Annotated in this window: 15 protein-coding genes; 11 read left to right on the top strand and 4 right to left on the bottom strand. The window is 74.4% G+C overall.

Annotated elements, in window-relative coordinates:
- Nucleotides 1–80 precede the first annotated feature (80 nt).
- Entirely contained in the window at nucleotides 81–1013 is a 933-nt protein-coding gene (locus tag AB0M29_RS27120) for a 3-oxoacyl-[acyl-carrier-protein] synthase III C-terminal domain-containing protein (RefSeq protein WP_365387065.1), read from the bottom strand.
- Between the two features lie 224 nt (nucleotides 1014–1237).
- Between AB0M29_RS27120 and AB0M29_RS27115 the strand changes: the two genes are divergently transcribed.
- The 3 genes from AB0M29_RS27115 to AB0M29_RS27105 all read left to right on the top strand — a co-directional run bounded on the left by AB0M29_RS27115 (nucleotide 1238) and on the right by AB0M29_RS27105 (nucleotide 4432).
- Complete coding sequence (locus tag AB0M29_RS27115) at nucleotides 1238–2410, top strand: glycosyltransferase (RefSeq protein ID WP_365387064.1); 1173 nt, start codon at nucleotides 1238–1240, stop codon at nucleotides 2408–2410.
- A 189-nt stretch (nucleotides 2411–2599) separates the two neighbouring features.
- Nucleotides 2600–3604 carry an ATP-binding cassette domain-containing protein gene (locus AB0M29_RS27110; protein ID WP_365387157.1) on the top strand — a complete coding sequence of 335 codons (1005 nt, stop codon included), beginning with the start codon at nucleotides 2600–2602 and terminating at the stop codon, nucleotides 3602–3604.
- A gap of 63 nt (nucleotides 3605–3667) precedes the next feature.
- Entirely contained in the window at nucleotides 3668–4432 is a 765-nt protein-coding gene (locus AB0M29_RS27105; RefSeq protein WP_365387063.1) for an ABC transporter permease, read from the top strand.
- Here the strand turns inward: AB0M29_RS27105 and AB0M29_RS27100 are convergent.
- The 3 genes from AB0M29_RS27100 to AB0M29_RS27090 are packed head-to-tail and all read right to left on the bottom strand — an operon-like array spanning nucleotide 4413 to nucleotide 8781.
- Nucleotides 4413–6719 (bottom strand): aminotransferase class I/II-fold pyridoxal phosphate-dependent enzyme, encoded by a 2307-nt coding sequence (locus tag AB0M29_RS27100; RefSeq protein WP_365387061.1) that lies wholly within the window; start codon nucleotides 6717–6719, stop codon nucleotides 4413–4415. The genes AB0M29_RS27105 and AB0M29_RS27100 overlap by 20 nt on opposite strands.
- Nucleotides 6719–7666 carry a methyltransferase domain-containing protein gene (locus tag AB0M29_RS27095; protein WP_365387060.1) on the bottom strand — a complete coding sequence of 316 codons (948 nt, stop codon included), beginning with the start codon at nucleotides 7664–7666 and terminating at the stop codon, nucleotides 6719–6721. Before AB0M29_RS27095 ends, AB0M29_RS27100 begins: the two co-directional genes overlap by 1 nt.
- A complete protein-coding gene (locus tag AB0M29_RS27090) occupies nucleotides 7663–8781 on the bottom strand; it encodes an alpha-hydroxy acid oxidase (protein ID WP_365387058.1) in 1119 nt (372 codons plus the stop codon). Before AB0M29_RS27090 ends, AB0M29_RS27095 begins: the two co-directional genes overlap by 4 nt.
- Nucleotides 8782–8980: 199 nt before the next feature.
- On the opposite strand from AB0M29_RS27090, the gene AB0M29_RS27085 reads away from it, so the two are divergent.
- The 8 genes from AB0M29_RS27085 (at nucleotide 8981) to hppD (ending at nucleotide 17094) form a co-directional block, all read left to right on the top strand.
- The gene (locus tag AB0M29_RS27085; protein WP_365387056.1) at nucleotides 8981–10405 is read left to right on the top strand and encodes a class I adenylate-forming enzyme family protein; all 1425 of its coding nucleotides are present in this window, start codon (nucleotides 8981–8983) and stop codon (nucleotides 10403–10405) included.
- A gap of 338 nt (nucleotides 10406–10743) precedes the next feature.
- On the top strand, nucleotides 10744–11019 hold the full coding sequence (locus tag AB0M29_RS27080) for an acyl carrier protein (protein WP_365387054.1): 276 nt from the start codon (nucleotides 10744–10746) through the stop codon (nucleotides 11017–11019).
- On the top strand, nucleotides 11016–11252 hold the full coding sequence (locus AB0M29_RS27075) for an acyl carrier protein (protein ID WP_365387052.1): 237 nt from the start codon (nucleotides 11016–11018) through the stop codon (nucleotides 11250–11252). Before AB0M29_RS27080 ends, AB0M29_RS27075 begins: the two co-directional genes overlap by 4 nt.
- On the top strand, nucleotides 11249–12427 hold the full coding sequence (locus tag AB0M29_RS27070; RefSeq protein ID WP_365387050.1) for a beta-ketoacyl synthase N-terminal-like domain-containing protein: 1179 nt from the start codon (nucleotides 11249–11251) through the stop codon (nucleotides 12425–12427). The genes AB0M29_RS27075 and AB0M29_RS27070 overlap by 4 nt, the downstream gene beginning before the upstream one ends.
- Nucleotides 12424–13032, top strand: a complete 609-nt coding sequence (locus AB0M29_RS27065) for a hypothetical protein (RefSeq protein WP_365387048.1) — start codon at nucleotides 12424–12426, stop codon at nucleotides 13030–13032. Before AB0M29_RS27070 ends, AB0M29_RS27065 begins: the two co-directional genes overlap by 4 nt.
- A gap of 38 nt (nucleotides 13033–13070) precedes the next feature.
- Complete coding sequence (locus AB0M29_RS27060; RefSeq protein WP_365387047.1) at nucleotides 13071–14690, top strand: class I adenylate-forming enzyme family protein; 1620 nt, start codon at nucleotides 13071–13073, stop codon at nucleotides 14688–14690.
- Nucleotides 14691–14770: 80 nt separating this feature from the next.
- On the top strand, nucleotides 14771–16090 hold the full coding sequence (locus AB0M29_RS27055) for a beta-ketoacyl-[acyl-carrier-protein] synthase family protein (RefSeq protein WP_365387044.1): 1320 nt from the start codon (nucleotides 14771–14773) through the stop codon (nucleotides 16088–16090).
- Nucleotides 16087–17094: a 4-hydroxyphenylpyruvate dioxygenase gene (gene hppD / locus AB0M29_RS27050; RefSeq protein ID WP_365387042.1), complete on the top strand. Its 1008-nt coding sequence runs from the start codon at nucleotides 16087–16089 to the stop codon at nucleotides 17092–17094. The genes AB0M29_RS27055 and hppD overlap by 4 nt, the downstream gene beginning before the upstream one ends.
- The last annotated feature ends 41 nt before the right edge of the window (nucleotides 17095–17135 follow it).

Below are 17135 nucleotides of genomic sequence, written 5' to 3'. Positions count from 1 at the left end.
AGGTGGCCCGCCGGCGCGTGCCGGGCCGGGCATGGAGGGATGGCGCGTGAGTCAGCTGGTCGAGCGGGGTGGCGGGTGGCTCAGTGCGTGAGCACCATCGCCGCGAAGGTCGCGCCGAGCCCTGAGGCGGCGACCATGTAGCGGTCGCCGGGCCGGAGCAGTCCGCGGGTGGTGGCGGTGTGGTGGTTGAGGAAGAAGTCCGCCGCGAAGCTGTGGCCCACGGACGGGACGTTCTCCAGCACCACCCGGTCGAGCGGATAGCCGGTGGTGCGGCAGATCCGTTTCCAGGAGATCTGGTTGACGTTGTGCGGCAGGAGCAGCGCCAGGGTGTCCCAGCTCTCGCCCGCCCGTTCCAGTGCGGCCTCCATCACGCCGATCATGGCCTGCGGGTAGGCCCGCTGATAGCGGTCCAGCAGCTGGCGGTCCTCGGCGAGACGGCCGTCGAACTCGCCCCGCAGGTCCACCACATAGGACAGCACCCGGTCCCTCTCCCCGTCCGCGCCGACCAGGCAGGCGGCCGCCGTCTCTCCGAACACGGCGGTCTCCGGCACCAGTTGGGCGTCCCGGGTGAAGGTCTTCTCCCCCGCCACGATCAGTGCCAGCGCCTCCGGGTCGCCGTCCGCCGCCAGCAGCCGGCCGGCCACGTCGACGGCGAGCAGCGAGCCCGCGCAGGCATGATGGGTGACGGTGAACGCACGCGCGTGCTCCAGCCCCAGACGGCCGAGCAGTTCGTGCGGGGAGTTGACCGGGTACGGCACCCCGACCGGCATGCTGCGCGCGTGCAGCACGTAGCGGACGAGGTGGGCGCGACCGCGCAGCCCCGGCAGCGCTCCGGCCGCCGCGGCGAGCAGATCCGTCAGATCGCCGTCCGGCTGGAAACGGACCTGGTCGAGGCCGTGGAACCGGCGCAGCAACGTCTTCTGACGGGTCGTCAAACCCAGCCGCTCACCGACCGTTTCGACCGGTTCGACGACGGGGGGCAGATGGACTGCGACTGCCTTCAGTGCGGTCACGCGGGTTAGTATTCCGGCGCCCTGTGCTTCGCACAAGATCCCCCTTTGGGTACCTTCGCTCCCCCGGGCGGCGCGACGCCCGTCCGCCCGCCGACCCCCTGGAGCCCACGGTGGCCGTACCGGCCGATCCACGTCCGCACGCCCGTCCCACGTCTCGCTCCGCGTCTGCTTCCGAGGCCCCGTCGGACCTGCCTTCGGGTTCGCGTCCGCTGCGCCTGCTGTTCGTGCTGCCGCCGCTCGCCGGTCATCTGCTCCCGGCGCTGTCGCTGGCGGCGGAACTGACCCGGCGCGGCCATCGCGTGGCGTGGGCGGGCCCCGAGCCGGTGCTCCGGCCGGTGCTGGGGCCCGAGGCGCTGATCATGCCCACCGGGTCGCGGCTCTTCCGCCAGCAGGCGGTGGGCGGTACGGCGGCGATCCGCACGCTGTGGCAGGACTTCGTGGTGCCGTACACCCGGTTCACCCTGCCCAAGGTGCGGCAGGCGGTGCGGGACTGGCACCCCGATCTCGTCCTCGTGGACCAGCACAGCCCGGCGGGGGCACTGGCCGCCGAGCGGTACGGCGTCCCCTGGGCCGGTTTCGCGCCCTCGTCCATGGAGCTGGGGCGTCCGCCGCTGGACGAGCCGGGCCTGGAGGAGTGGCAGCAGGGCCTGCTGCGCGACCTGTGGAGCCGGGCCGGGCTGAACGCCGCCGAGTACGCCGATCCGCGCTTCTCCGCGCGGCTGATCCTGGCGTGCACCGCGCCCGTCCTGCTCGGGGTCGCGCCGGACACCGCCCGGGCCGCGGACTCGCCGCCCAGCACCCCGCTGCCGCCGCGATGCGCCGTGGTGGGACCGCTGCTGACGGACCGTCCGTCCACCATCGGCTTCCCCTGGGAGCAGTTGCGGCCCGACCGCAAGCACGTCCTGGTCACCCTCGGCACGCTGTCCGCCTCGGTCGCCGGGGACTTCCTGCTGCGCGCCGCCGACGCCCTGCGGTCGGTCGGCGACCGGGTGCGGGCGGTGGTCGCCGCGCCCGCGGAGGTCCTGGAGCGGCTGCCGGAGGAGATGCTCGGGTTCACCGAGGTGCCCGTGCTCGAACTGCTGCGGCAGGGCGCGCTGGACGCGGTGCTCTGCCACGGCGGCATGAACACCGTCTGCGAGTCGCTGTCGCACGGCGTGCCGCTGGTGCTGGCCCCGATCCGGCACGACCAGCCGATCACCGCGGCCCGGGTGGCGGCCGCGGGTGCGGGCGTCGTGCTGGACTTCGAGCGGGCCGGCGCGGAGCAGATCCGGGCGGCACTGCTCGCGGTCTTGGACCGTCCCGAACCACGGCTGGCCGCCGGGGAGTTGGCGCGCGAGCTGGGTTCGCTCGGCGGCGCGCCGCGCGCCGCGGACCTGCTGGAGGAATGCGCCGTCTGACGTCGTGCCCCCTCCGGCCGCGGACGTATGCCGATTCATGGTCCAGACCATTGTCCGCACGGTGGAAGGTCGCCTAAGGTGTCGCTCGGCAAGGCCCTGCAGGCCCCGCCGGCCGGGCGGGACCTGCCAGACACGGCCTCACACGGCCTCCGCGCACTTCCCCACCACGACCGGGAGACTCGGTTGATCGTGACCAAGGGCCTGCGCAAGTCCTTCCCGTCCCGAGGGGGCCGCGGCGAACCCGTCGACGCGGTCCGCGGCATCGACCTGACGGTCGGCGAAGGCGAGATCTTCGGCTTCCTCGGCCCCAACGGCGCGGGAAAGACCACCACGTTGCGGATGCTCGCCACGCTGGTCCCACCGGACGGCGGTACGGCCACCGTCGCGGGCGCCGACCTGCTCGGCGAGGCCGCCGAGGTGCGGCGCCGCATCGGGTACGTCGCCCAGGGCGGCGGCACGGCCGACGGGGTGAGCGCCCGCGAGGAACTGGTCCTGCAGGCACGGATGTACGGCGTCGGCAAGGCCGAGGCCCGCACCCGCGCGCAGGAGGCGGTGGACGGCTTCGCGCTGGGCGAGTTCGCCGACCGGAACTGCGGCACGTACTCCGGCGGCCAGCGCCGCAGGCTGGACCTGGCGCTCGGGGTGATCCACCGGCCTCGGCTGCTCTTCCTCGACGAGCCGACGGTGGGCCTGGACCCGCAGAGCCGCGCCCATGTCTGGGCCGAGATACGGCGGTTGCGCGACCAGGGGATGACCGTGCTGCTCACCACCCACTACCTGGACGAGGCGGACAGCCTCTGCGGCCGGGTCGCGATCGTCGACCACGGCCGCGTCGTGGCCGAGGGCACGCCCGAGCAGTTGAAGAAGGAGATCGCGGGCGACGCGGTCTCGCTCTCGCTGCGCTCCGAGGACTGCCCCGCCGCCGAAGGGGCGCTCGGCGCGCTGCCCTGGGTGAGCGGCCTGGAGTCGGTGCCCGGCGAGCCGGGCGCGGACGCGGGCGACGGAGGCAGCGGCGGGAGCGATGCGGGAGAGACGGTGCTGAGGCTCTATGTCGACAGCGCGGCAACCGCTCTCCCGCGGCTGATGCGGGTGCTCCAGGAGGCGGGCGTGGAGCCCCTCCTGGTGCAGTTGCGCCGCCCCAGTCTGGACGACGTCTTCCTGGCCAGGACCGGACGGCCGCTCGACGGCGGCTGAGGCGCCCGCTCCCGCCCGCCCTTCCCTTGACTCCCCGTCCCTCTCCTCCCCCGCGAGGCCACTGTGAAGCTGCTGCGCGACACCTGGCTGGTCTTCCAGCGGCAGGTGCTGCTGATGTTCCGCACGCCGGTCTGGATCGTGGTCGGCATCCTCCAGCCCCTCTGCTACCTGCTGCTGTTCGCCCCGCTGCTGAAGCCCGCACTGGCCTCCTCCGGCGCCCACAGCTACGCCGACGCGTACCGGATCTACGTACCCGGCCTGCTCAGCGCGCTGGCGCTGATGGGCGGCCTGTTCACCGGTTTCGCGCTGCTCGGCGAGTTGCGCGGCGGCATCGTGGAGCGCTCCCGGGTGACTCCGGTCAGCCGGGTCGCCCTGCTGCTGGGGCGGGCGCTGCGCGAGGTGCTGGCGCTGCTGATCCAGGCGGCGCTGGTGACCGTACTGGCCCTGCCGTTCGGGCTGTCGGTGCGGCCGCTGGACCTGCTGCTGGCCTTCCTGCTGCTGGCGCTGATCGCGCTGATGTCCTCCAGCGTGTCGTACGGGCTCGCGCTGCTGGTGCCCAGTGACGCCGCCCTCGGCCCGGTCGTCAACACGATCGCGCAGCCGCTGGCACTGCTGTCCGGCACCCTGCTGCCGATCGCCCTCGCCCCGCACTGGCTGCGCGCCGCGGCGGACTGGAACCCCTGTTTCTGGGCCGTCGAGGGCATGCGGGCGCTGTTCGCGGGCGATGTGGGAGCGCCCGCCGTGTGGCGGGCGCTGGTGCTGATGGCGGGCCTGACGGTGGTGGCGGTGGCCTGGTCGGCCCGGTTGTTCACCCAGCGGATCCGCTGACCGGGCCGCCCTCCTCCGCGGCGACGGCGGCGACGAAGGCCGCCAGCCTCCTTACCCCGTCCCGAATGTGAGCGGGTGTCAGATAGCTGCACGACAGCCGGGCCGTCCGCTCGCCGCCGCCCGCCGGGTGGAAGCCGGACATCGGCGTCCACAGCACCCCGTACTCGCGGGCGCAGCGCTCCATCGCCCGCTCGTCGGCGGCGAAGGGCAGTGTGACGACCACGAAGAAGCCGCCCTCCGGGAGGTTCCACGACACCCCGTGGTGGTGCCGCCGGTCTGCCGGGAATGCGCTCTCCAGGGCGTCGAGGAGGGTACGGAGATTGCTCGCGTAGAAGGCGCCCGCGTCCTTGTTGGCCTCGCGCAGCCGGAAGTCGCAGCGCAGCAGCATGCCGCCGATGACCGCCTGGCTCACCGCCGAGGTGTTGACCGTGGTCATCGACTTGAGTTTGGCCAGTTCGTCGGCGAGCGCGGTGGTGCCGTGCGGGCCGCGCACCCGCTGGTCGGCGACGACGTAGCCGATCCGGGCCCCGGGCAGGCAGGTCTTGGCGTACGAGCCGATGTGGATCACCTGGCGCCCGGTGTCCAGCGCCTTGAGGGTGGGCCGCGGCTGCCCGTCGAGCGCGAAGAAGCCGTAGGGGTCGTCCTCGACGACCAGCAGGCCGGCCTCCGCCGCGACCTCCAGCAGCCGCCGCCGCGCCGGGACGGAGAGGCTGGCACCCGACGGGTTGGCGAAGTCCGGCACCACGTAGCACGCCCGCGGCCGCCGCCCGGCCGCCCGCTGCTCGCGGACCGCGACCGCCACCGCCTCCGGGTCGAGACCGCCGTCCGCCGACTCGGGCACCGGTACGACGGTGACGTCCAGCAGCCGCGCGGCGCCCGTGATGCCCACGTAGCAGGGCGAGGCCACCAGCAGGACGTCGTCGGGGCCCGCGCACAGCGCCCGGAGCACCAGCAGCATGCCCTCCTGCGCGCCCGCGGTGACGACGATCGCCTCCGGGTCGGCCACGATCTTTTCGTCCGCGTGCAGTTGACGGGCAATCAGATCGTTGATGAAGCCCTTCGTCCGGCCGTACTGGAACAGCCGCTCCCGCACGGCGTCCGGTCCGAGCCCCTCGGTCTCGCGCAGGTGGGTGAGATACGCCTCCAGAGCGGCGGGCACCTCCGCCGGGTCGAACAGCCCTTCGTAGGGGCGGCCGGGCGCGAAGGAGACGGCGTCCGGGTAGCGCAGGGTCGCCTCGTTGAGGAAGGTCATCCGGTCGAGCAGCGGGTCCGAGAGCGAGCCGTGGAGGTCGTCGAGCAGCAGCTCGCCCGGGTCCGGCTCCTCTCCCGCGGGTGCGTGTCCGCTCCCCTCCCCGAACGCCTCCCGCAGCCGCCGCGCCGCCAGCCGCTGGGCCGCGCGGGCGTCGTCGAAGGTGGCGGTCATGGTGAAGAAGCCGTGTGCCATGCCGGTGAAGCGGTGGAGGGAGACGGGGACGGCGGCGGCGCGCAGCCGCTCGGCGTAGCGCTCTCCCTCGTCGCGCAGCGGGTCGTACTCGGCGGTGATCACGGTGGCGGGGGGCAGGCCCGAGAGGTCGGCGGCGCGCAGCGGGGACGCGAGGGGGTCGGCGCCGTCCTCCGGTGCGGCGAGGTAGTGGGACCAGTACCAGTCCACCGAGTGCCGGTTGAACAGGAGGGAGTCCTCACCGTCCTGGGCCGAGGGGGCGCCGGGCGGCCGGTAGTCGGTGTTGGGGTAGACCAGGAGCTGGTGGCGCAGACGCGGGCCGGGGTCGTCGCGGCGCAGCAGGGCGACGGCGGCGGCGAGGTTGCCGCCCGCGCTGTCGCCGCCGACGGCGACGCGGGTGGCGTCCAGGCCGAGCCGGGCGGCGTTGGCGTACAGCCAGCGCAGCGCGGCGTGGCTGTCGTGGACCGCCGCGGGGAACGGGTGCTCGGGGGCCAGCCGGTAGCCGACGGTCGCCACCACGCACCCGGCGGCGTTGGCCAGGCCGCGGCTCACCCCGTCGGCGGTGTCCAGGCAGCCGAGCGTCCAGCCGCCGCCGTAGAGGTAGAGCAGCACGGGCAGGCCGGGTGTCGTCGCCGGGCGGTACAGCCGGACGGTCAACGGACCGCCGGGGCCCGGGATGACGCTCTCCTCGACCCGCGCCACCGGTTCCGGCGTGCCGCCCGCCGACCGCAGCGCCGCGAGGTCGTCGGCGCGGGCCCGGTCCAGCGGGAGGGTGTAGAGCGGCGGCGTCCCGGCCCGGGCGCGCGCTTCGCGCAGCCGCTGCCACTGGGGGTGCAGCGGCGCCATCAGCGGGTCTCCTCGGGGGTGTGGGCGGTGGCCGCGTCGGTCGCGTCTTCGGTGGCGTCCTCGTCGGCGTCGGCGGGGATTGCGCTCTCCGAGGGAGGTGCGCCCGGGGCCACCGCCTCCAGGTAGAGCGTCTCGTCCCGGCGGAAGCCGGTGTCCAGGGCGGCTACGTCGTTTCTGGTGCCTTCGCGGTAGTCGCGTCTGCTCACCTGCCACCCGTCGAACCCCGCGACGGCGAGCGCGTACCGCAGTTCGGCCTCGTCGTAGATCCAGCGGTGGCCGAAGTGGTAGAAGATCTGGTTGACCATGAAGGCCCGGCGCTCGGGCATGGGCGGCCCGACGCGCAGGGTGCGCAACCGGCGGCGGTGCCTGGCGAAGAAGCCGCCGCGCTGGTCGAGATAGCCGCGGACGTACAGTTCCAGGTCCGGGGTGGTGAGCCGCAGCACCCCGCCGGGCCGCAGGACGCGCCGCACCTCGCCGAGCCAGCCGATCACGATGCCCAGCGGCACGTGCTCGACCAGGTGCTCGGCGTAGACCCAGTCCACGACCGCGTCGTCGAAGGGCAGCGGCTCGCCGATGTCGAGCTGGGTGAAGCGGTGGACGCCGTCGACGAGGTAGAGCGGTCCCGGCGCGGTGGACGTCTGCGGGGTGTGCAGCGGCAGCAGGTCGGTGCCGAGCCCCTGCGGGTGCGGGGTGCGGAAGGACGCGAACTCGATGCCGGTGAGGCCGAGTTCGAGGAAGTCGGCGCGGGTGCGCGGGGCCTTGGCGCGTACGGTCTCCAGCGTCTCGCAGGCAGCCAGGTTCTCGGTGAACCGGGCCATCAGGGTGTCGAGGCGCGCGGGGTCCTCCCAGTCCCAGCCGGGGAACGCGGGGTCGGTCTGCCCGCCTCCCGTTCCCGTACGGGCTCCGGGGCCGGTGGCGTCGGCCGGTTCCGCGGGCACACTGGTCACCGATTCCTCCTGGGGTCGTGCGGTGGGGCGGACGGGGTGGTTCTGGCGAGGGCCGAGGCATCGAGGTCGGCCAGGGTCGGGCGGCCGGAGAGCACCATGGCCTCCAGCAGTTCGGAGCGCAGCAGTTCCAGTACGGCGGCGGCGCCCTTCGCTCCGTCGCAGGCCAGGCCCCACAGCACGGGGCGCCCGACGAGCACGGCCCGGGCGCCGAGGGCGAGGGCCACGGCGACGTCGGTCCCGGAGCGTATGCCGCCGTCCACGAGCACCGGACAGCTCGGCGGTACGGCCGCGACGACCTCCGGCAGGGCGTCCAACGCGAGCACCGCACGGTCGAGTTGGCGCCCGCCGTGGTTGGAGACGATCAGCGCGTCCACACCGTGGTCGACGGCGAGCGCGGCGTCCTCCGCGGTCAGCACACCCTTGAGTACCAGCGGCAGCCGGGTCCTGGCCCGTAGCCACGCCAGGTCGGCCCAGGTGATCCGCGGGTCGAACTGCTCGCGTGAGTGCGCCTCGATGCCGGAGTCGCCGGCCGTGGTCCGGTGGCTGGTCGCGGTGAGGACGGGGTCGAGGTTGACGGCGCTGACCGAGGGCGGCAGCGCGAAGGAGTTGCGCAGGTCGCGGCGGCGGCGGGCCACCTTCGGCGCGTCCACGGTGAGCACCAGCGCGCGGTATCCGGCGGTCTCGGCGCGGGCCACCAGCGCGGCGAGGGCGTCGCGCCGCCGCAGCCAGTAGAGCTGCAGCCACAGCGGGCCGGTGGCCGCCGCGGCGGTCTCCTCCAGTGTGCGGCTGGCGAAGATACCGGTCACCAGGAGCGCCCCGGCCGTCCCGGCGGCCTCCGCGGTGGCGGTCTCACCGTCCGGATGGACCAGACGGTGGTACGCCATTGGTGCGATGCCCACCGGAGACGACAGGCGGTCGCCCAGTAGTTCGAGCGAGCAGTCGGGGGCGGACACGTCGACGAGGACGCGCGGCCGCAGGCGCAGCGCGAGATACGCCGCCTCGGCGTCGCGCAGGGTGTGCTCGGCGCCGCTGCCGCCCTCGACGAAGTCCCGGACCGGGGCCGGGAGCAGGTGCCCGGCTCGCTCGCGCAGCGCGTGAATCGTGAGCGAGGGCATGGTCGTGACGCACCTCCGCGGCGCTGATTGCTCATCAACTCGGGCTGGGCGCAAGGAGCTTAAGGGGTACTGGACTATTGGTATAGACCTTGACGATCCGAGCGGCGCTGTGCGAGTGTCAGCCGACGGAGTTCGCATCACATTCGGCTGATTCACCGCACATTTCAGGTTTTGCTGTCTTCTGTCATGTGGAGTCCCGTTGCCCCTCAACGAACGGACCGACTGGGTGGACCCCGTCCTGCTGGCGGGCCCCGACCACGAACCGTGCCTCGACCTCGGCCGCCCGCTGCACCGCGGCGCCCTGCGGCGGCTGGTGGAGGAACGGCAGTCGGCGCTCGGCGCGGCGGGCCCGCTGCGAGGCGGCACCGCGGCGCTGCGGCTGCCACCGTCACTCGACCTGGTCACCACACTGCTGGCGGTGTGGCGCGGCGGCGGCACGGCCGTGCTCCTCGACCACCGGCTCACCGACGCCGAGGTGGACGTGGCGCTCGGCATGCTCCACCCGCGGGTACTGCTCTGCTCCCCCGCCCATGCCCCGGCCGGGCTGCGCGACCTTCCCCGCACCGCACTCGGCACCGCCGGCGCCCCCGGCGGCGGGGGCGAGGACGTCGTCGCGGTGGCGCTGCCGGACGGGCGCCCCGCGGCGACGGACCACGTCGTGGTCCAGCTCAGCTCCGGATCGACCGGACGGCCCAAGGCGATCGCCAGGACCGCCGCCGACCTCACCCGCGAACTGGCCTGCTACGCCAAGCTGTCGGCGTTCCCCGGGCCCGGTGAACGGGTCGTACTGCTCTCCTCGATGGTCCATGTGCTGGGCCTGGTGGGCGGTCTGCTCAACGCCCTCCACTCGGGCGCGGAGTTGGTGCTGCCCGACCGGATGACCCCCGCGGGCATCCTCGCCGCGGTGGGCCGCAGGGACGCGCCGACCACGGTGATCGGCGTGCCCTTCCACGCCGAACTGCTCGCGGGCCGCAGGGAACCACCCGCACTGCCCCAGTTCCGCCGGATGATCGTGGCGGGCGAACTGGTCCGCCCGGGGGTCCCCGAGGCGTTCACCGAGCGCTACGGGATCCCGCTGGGCACCATGTACGGCATGACGGAGACCGGGGTGATCGCCACGGACCTGTCCGGGCTCTCCCGGCCCTGGCTCGAACCCGTCCACGGGATGGAACTGTCCCTCGCCGACGGGGAGTTGCACCTCGCGCTGCCCGAGTCACCGTATCTCGGGGAGCCCGACCCGACCCGCTGGTCCGAGGGGCTGCTGCACACCCGCGACGCCGCCTCCCTCGACCCGGCCACCGGCCGGGTCGCCGTCCACGGACGGCGTGACTCGCAGGTCTCGATCGGCGGACTGAAGGTCGACCTCACCGAGGTCGAGCAGACGCTCGCCGCACTGCCCGGCGTGGCCGAGGCGGTGGTCCTGTTCACCGACGGGGCCATCGAGGCGTACGTGTCCGGCCCTGACACCGGTCCCGAACCGCTGCGCGAGCGGCTCGCGGAGCGGCTGGCCGGATACAAGCTGCCACGCCGGATGGTGGTTCTGCCCGCGCTGCCCCGCACCGCCACCGGGAAGCTGTCGCGCAGCGCCGACACACTGCGCGAGCACGCCTCCGACCACCCGTAGCGGCGGCGGCCACAGGACCCGTCGCGCGGCCACCGCCGCGGGGACCGGCGGCCGCGCGCCCTCCGCCAGTGCACCGCGTTCCCCCACTCCGCTCACCCGACATGTGCCTCCCCTCCGCCCCCGCGCGGCCCCGTGACCCCGGCCGCCGCGCGGGGGTGCCGCGGACGCGCCGCGTCCGGCCCCAGACACCGGCCGCGGCGCGTCCGCAGGCGTCGCCTCACGACGCCACCGCCGTACCGCCGTACCGCCGTACAGACCAGCACTGCCGTACAGACCACCAGCACCGCCGTACCGCAAGCGCTCTCCCACCGCCCTCACCGTGCACCGAGGAGTACCCCATGCAGGAGCAGATCCGTGCCTTCGTCCTGGCCGCGCTCACGGAGATGAACTACGACGTCTCCGAGGTCACCGGTGACACCGACCTCGGCCCCGCGGGCCTCGATCTGGAGTCGCTGGCGCTGGCCGACCTCTCCGTCCAGGTGGAGGAGGAGTACGGGGTCCGCTTCGAACTCGACGACATGGAGCACGCGGCGCTGATGACGCTGGACGAGTTCACCACCTATGTGGCCGACCGGCTGGCCAAGGGCGGCGAGCCGGTCGCGAGCGCGTCGTGACGCCGCTGACCCGCGAGGAGGTGCTGACCCTCCTGGCCCGCTTCGGCAACCGCTCTCCCGAGCTGGTGGACGAGCACATCGGTTCGCTCGAACTCACCTGGCTGCTGGCCGAGGTCGAGCAGGAGCGCGAGGTGGTGCTGGAGCTGTCCGAGCAGCGGTTCGCGTCGGTGCGGACGGTCGACGACGCCGTCCGCGTGCTGTCGGACGTGCTCCAGGAGGCGGCCGCGCCATGAGTACGGTTCTCGTCACCGGGCTGGCCGTGCGCAGCGCCGCGGGAGAGGGCCTGACGCGGTTACGGTCGGCCACGGCGGCGGCCCTGCCGCTCTTCCGGCCGGTCGACCGCTTCCCCGCGCCCGCGGCAGGGCCGGGCACCGCCCCGGGTGAACCGCCGCCGCCCGCCGCGGCGTTGGCCGGATCACCCGGCCTCGGTCCGCTGCTCGCCGAGGTGGTCGCCGAGGCGCGCGCCGTCGCGGGCTGCCCGCGCTCGGCCGGGCCGCTGCTGCTCGCGCTGCACGCCGACGCCCGCACCGCGCGGGTCGCCGCCGCCGTCGACCCGGCCGCGCGCGTCTACACCGGCGCGTGCGTGGCCGCCGCCACGGCCGTCGCCGACGCCGCCGCCGCGATCGTCTCCGGGCGGGAGGACCGCGTGGTGGTCGCCGCGGGCTATCTGGTCGAACGTGACACCTACGCACTGTTCTCGGCGGGCCGCGCCCTGGCGCGCGACGGCGCGGTGCGGCCGTTCAGCAGGGACAGGACCGGTGTGCTGCTCGGCGACGCCGTGGTGGCCGTGGTCCTGGAGTCGTCCGCGGCGGCGCGGGCGCGCGGCGGCCGGGCGGTGGCCCGGCTGGCCGGCTGGGGCCGCGCGGGCGACGCCCACCATGTCTGCCGCCCCGCCCCCGACGGCTCCGGGCTGTCCCGCGCCGCCCGCTCGGCCCTGACGCGGGCCGGGGTGACGCCGGACCGGATCGGCTACATCAACGCGAACGGCGCCGGGTCGGCGCTGGGCGACGCTTCGGAGGCGCGGGCGCTGCACGACCTGTTCGCGGGGACCGCTCTCTTGGCGGGCCGCGGTGCGCGTGCCGCCTCCGGCCCGTTCGGGGGCGACGGCCCGCCTTCGGGCGGCGCGTCCCTGGCGCTGCCGCCGGTCGGCGCCACCAAGTCCGTCCACGGCCACGCGCTGGAGGCGTCCGCCCTGCTCGAACTGGCCGTCACCGTAGCGGCGTTGGACGGCAGGTCGGCGGACGCGGCGCTCCCGGGCACGGCGGGGTGGCTCGGCCCCGACGACAAGTGCGGTGTGCGCCCGCTGCTGGCGGGCGACCCGCCGCCCGCCCGTCCCCCGACCCATGCCCTCACCCTCAACGCGGCGTTCGGCGGCGCCAACACCGCGCTCCTGCTGGCGGCGGCATGAGACCCGCCGTTCCCACCACCTCCCCGGACGTCCTCGCCGTCCTCGCGCAAGCACGCTGGGCCACCGCCGACGACGGCCCGCCGCCGGCCGTCGCCGGGTTCGTCCTGTCGGAGTTCAGCCCACTGGTCGCCGCCGCGGCCGAGCGCTGCCTGGAGTCCCACTTCGGGGCGCCGCCCGTCGCGGCGGGCGACCGCGTCGCCGTCCTGCTGATCAGCCCCCAGGGGGACATCGGGACGGCCCGCGCGGTCAGCGACGCCCTCGACCAGGGCCGCCGCGTACCGCCCCTGCTGTTCTTCCAGTCCAACCCGAACGCCGTACTGGGCCACATCGCCGCCCGCTGGGCCCTCGGCGGCCCGGTCATGTCGCTCGGCGCGGGCCACGGGGTGCCGGAGGCGGACGAGGGATCGCCATCCCCCGGTGACGGCGGCCCGTTGGACGCCGCCGCCCTGCTCCTCGATGACGGCGACGCCGATCTCGTGCTTCTGCTGACCGCCCGGCCGGGGCTGGCGACAGCCGCTCTCTGCGCCCCGCCCGGACAGAAGGCGGCGGTCGGGGCGGCGGCGCCCGGGGCTCTGACCAATTCACCTACGCCCAGCGTCATCTGACATCCCTTCACCGCACGACCCAAGGAGATCGGCATCCCATGACCATCCGCAGTCTGCGGGCAGAGCTGGCCGGAGATCCGGCGGTCGGTGCCGCGAACGTGCTGACCACGCGGGTCGAGCGGGGGCTCGACCCGGACGCGCCCGCGCTCACCTTCGACACGCCTGTCGACGGCCGCCCGGCGTGGGAGCCGCTGAGCGTAAGGGAGTTGGACCGGGCCGTACGGGTGCGGGCTGCCGCGCTGGACGGGCTGGGGGTGCGGCGCGGCGACCCGGTCGCCGTACAGACGGCGGACGCGGCCGACAACGTGCTGGCTTTCCTGGCCGTGGCGCGGCTCGGTGCGGTGCCCGCACTGATCAACCCGCTGCTGGACGGCGAGCGCACCGCCAGCTATCTGGAGGGGCTCGGCCGGGGGGCGCGGGTGGGCCTGGTCGCGGACGCCGAGCATCTGGCCGCGCTGGACGGACGGCCGCACGCGGTACTCGCCGGGATCGGTGAACTCGCGGCGGGCGACCCGGAGTCCGCGCCGGCCCCGTACCGGCACTGGGGCGGTGATCCGGTGGCGATCACGCACTCGTCGGGCACGACCGGCCTCCCGAAGGCGGTGGCGCACTCGCACGACAGCCTCTACGCGGCGATCCGCTACCGGCTGGGCCTGCCCCGGCCGCAGGGGGCGCACCGGATGCTGAGCGCGCTGCCGTCGCCGCACGCGGCCACGCTCATCGCCGTCAACCTGGCGCTGAGCTTCGGTTCCGAACTGCTGCTGCTGTCACGGCAGACGGGCCCGCAGGTGCTCGACGCCATCGAGAGCTGGCGGCCGGGCAGCGTCTACGGCTTCGCGACCACCTGGACCGATCTGGCGCGGTACGACCTGGGGGCGCGTGACCTCGACAGTGTGGCCCTGTGGTGGAACACCGGCGACTGCGCGCACGCCACGCACATCCGGCGGCTCACCGCGGTCGGTTCGCGCGAGGAGGCCGCACGCGGTGGCCGGGTGCGGACACCCGGCTCGGTGTTCGTGGACGGTCTGGGCTCGACCGAGATGGGGCACTCGCACTTCTTCATCAGTCACACCGTCGCCTCCACCCGCTTCGGCCGCTGCGTGGGCCGCCCGCACGCCTTCGTGGACTGCGCGATCCTCGACCCGGACGGCAACACACTGCCCGCGGGCGAGGTCGGCGAGCTGGGAACACGCTCTCCCACCCTGGCGCTGGGCTACTGGAACGACTCGGCGGCCACCTACCGCACCCGGGTGCGCGGTTACTTCCTCACCGGTGACCTGATGTACCGGGACGAGGAGGGCTTCTACTACCACCTGGACCGGGCGGTGGACGCGGTGGACCTCGGTGGCGGGCTGCGGCTGTACACCGCGCAGGCCGAGGAGCAGGTGCTCGCCGCCTGCCCCGACGTCTTCGACTGCACGGTGGTGGCGGTACGGCGCGGCGGCAAGGCCGTCACCGACGTGCTGCTGCAGCTCACGCCGGAAGCGGACCCGGCCGCGGACCGTACCGCCCGCGTCCTCGGCGCGCTGGCACCTCATGTGGCCGCGACCGTACGGGATGTGCTGGTCGTCGCGGACGAGGACCTGCCGCTCGGGCCGACGGGCAAGGTGCGCAAGGTCCTGCTGCGCGAGCGCCACCTGGCCGGGGTGGACGGATGACGGCCGCGGCGGGCCCGGAGCCCGGGACCGGGGCGGCACGGGAGAGGGACGCGGCACCCGGCCGGGGCACGGCGCCCGGTGTGGACGCGGCGCATGGCCAGGACCGGGTGAATGACCGGGACGTGGCCCGTGGCGTGGACGCGGCGACCGTCACCGGGATCGGGCTGTTCACACCGCTGGGCCGCGCGCCCGCGGACGTGTTCGGTGCGCTGGCCGCCGGGGTGAGCGGCATCGGTACGCCGCCGGAGGGCCACCCGGCGCACGGGTGGCTGACGGCGGCCGGGCTGGCGCCCGCGCTGGCGGCCACCGAGGTGCTGCCGCCCACGGAGACCCGCTGTGTGGACCGCTTCGTGCTGCTGGCGCTCGCCGCGGCGGGCGACGCGCTCGCCGACGCCGGGCTGCTGGTGGGGCGGGACGTGGCCGCGGACCGCTGCGCGGTGGTGCTGGGCACCGGGGGCGGCGGCCTGGAGACGTTCGAGCAGCAGTCGCACCGCAGGCTGGAGCGCGGCAGGCCCGCGGTCAGCCCGTATCTGCTGCCGGGCATGCTGTTCAACATGGCCGCCGCCCGGGTGGCCATCGCACACGGCATCCGCGGTTACAGCGCGGCGCCGGTGACCGCGTGCGCGGCGGGCGCGCAGGCCGTCGCCGAGGGGCTGCGGCTGATCCGCGGCGGCGAGGCCGATGTGGTGGTGTGCGGCGGCAGCGAGTCGCCGCTGCATCCCACGATCGCGGCGGCGTTCACCAACTCGCGGGCACTCGCCTCGGGTTGGGCGGACCCGGCGGAGGCGTCCCGGCCGTTCGACGTAAGCCGCAACGGCTTCGTGCTCGGTGAGGGCTGCGGTGTGCTGGTGCTGGAGCGCGCCGGGCACGCCCGGGCCCGGGGGGCCGCGGGGTACGCGGACGTCGTCGGCTGGGGTGCCTCCACCGACGCGCACCATCCGACGATGCCGCGGCCCGACGGGGAGGGGGCGGCCGACGCCATGCGCGCCGCGCTGCGCTCCGCCGGGCTCACGCCGGGCGACATCGGCTATGTCAACGCCCATGGCACGGGCACCAAGTTGGGCGACACAGCAGAGGCCGCCGCGCTTCGGGCGGTCTTCGGTGCGGACGGTCCGCCGGTCAGTTCGACCAAGGGGGCGACCGGTCATCTGCTCGGCGCGGCAGGGGCGGTGGAGGCCGCGTTCTGCGCGCTGGCGCTCGCCGCCGACACCGCACCGCCGACGCTCAACCTCGAAGAACCCGACGCCGCGCACGGAATCGATCACGTGCGCGGCGCGGCACGGCACGGACCGCTGGGCGCGGTGCTCTCCAACTCCTTCGCCTTCGGCGGTCACAACCTCAGCCTGGTGTTCGGCCCGCCGAGCACCAGCGGCACCCATCTCCCGGGGAGAAGACCATGAGTGTCCACGGCATCGCCTATGTGCAGTTCTTCTGCGAGGACGCGTACAAGTACGCCGACCGATTGCGCGACGACTACGGGTTCACGATTCGTGACGCCCCGGCGGACCGGCCGGGACTGACCAGGCTGACCGCCCGTCAGGGGCGGATCACCCTGGTACTCGACTCGGCGGCCGCTCCCGACGATCCGGTCAACGGTTTCGTCAGCCGCCACGGCGACGGCGTCGCGGTGCTCGCCCTGCTCTGCGACGACGCGCGGGACGCGGCGGAGCAGGCCGAACGCGCCGTGCGCCGGGGGGCGTCGGCGCTGGACGGCACGACCGTGGCGGGCTTCGGCGATCTCGCGCTGCGCTTCACCGGGGCGGACGACCCGCTGCTGGCCGGGAACGACCACGCGCCGGATGCCGATCCCTCGCTCCTCGCCGAGATCGACCATCTGGCGGTGTGCGTGCCCGCGGGAACGCTGGCGCGGTCGGTCCAATACAGCGAGCAGTCGCTGGAGTTCCGGGTGATCTTCAGCGAGTACCTGGAGATCGGCGCGCAGGCGATGAACTCCCAGGTGGTGCAGAGCGCGTGCGGCGGAGTGACGCTGACCCTGCTGGAGCCCGACCCCTCGCGCGAACCGGGCCAGATCGACGGCTTCCTGGCCGCCCACGGCGGTGCGGGCGTCCAGCACCTGGCCTTCCGTACCGACGACATCGCCACGGCGGTACGCACCCTGGGCGAGCGCGGGGTGGCCTTCCTCAGCACACCGGGCACGTACTACGACGCCCTGCCCGGCCGTCTCGGCGGGACCGGGATCCCCCCGGGTGTGCTGCGGGAGCTGAACCTGCTGGTCGACCAGGACCACGGCGGCCAGCTCTTCCAGATCTTCACCCGCTCCACGCACCCCCGCAACACCCTCTTCCTGGAGCTGATCGAGCGCCGCGGCGCGGGCACCTTCGGCTCTGCCAACATCAAGGCCCTCTACGAGGCGGTGGAGCGCGAGCGCGCCGACGGCGTGTGAACCGTGCGGCAGTCGCTCCCGTCCGCAACCCCCTCCCAGGA

This window comes from Streptomyces sp. NPDC051976 (assembly GCF_040680795.1).
GTDB lineage: Bacteria > Actinomycetota > Actinomycetes > Streptomycetales > Streptomycetaceae > Actinacidiphila.
Note: the sequence above shows the minus strand (reverse complement) of the source record. Positions and strands in the feature narration are given on the sequence as shown.

What these genes read in the sequence shown, in the direction of transcription:
- AB0M29_RS27100 (WP_365387061.1), bottom strand. Translation starts at nt 6,719, where the DNA reads ATGGCGCCGCTGCACCCCCAGTGGCAGCGGCTGCGCGAAGCGCGCGCC.
- AB0M29_RS27090 (WP_365387058.1), bottom strand. Translation starts at nt 8,781, where the DNA reads ATGCCCTCGCTCACGATTCACGCGCTGCGCGAGCGAGCCGGGCACCTG.
- AB0M29_RS27080 (WP_365387054.1), top strand. Translation starts at nt 10,744, where the DNA reads ATGCAGGAGCAGATCCGTGCCTTCGTCCTGGCCGCGCTCACGGAGATG.
- AB0M29_RS27070 (WP_365387050.1), top strand. Translation starts at nt 11,249, where the DNA reads ATGAGTACGGTTCTCGTCACCGGGCTGGCCGTGCGCAGCGCCGCGGGA.
- AB0M29_RS27065 (WP_365387048.1), top strand. Translation starts at nt 12,424, where the DNA reads ATGAGACCCGCCGTTCCCACCACCTCCCCGGACGTCCTCGCCGTCCTC.
- AB0M29_RS27060 (WP_365387047.1), top strand. Translation starts at nt 13,071, where the DNA reads ATGACCATCCGCAGTCTGCGGGCAGAGCTGGCCGGAGATCCGGCGGTC.
- hppD (WP_365387042.1), top strand. Translation starts at nt 16,087, where the DNA reads ATGAGTGTCCACGGCATCGCCTATGTGCAGTTCTTCTGCGAGGACGCG.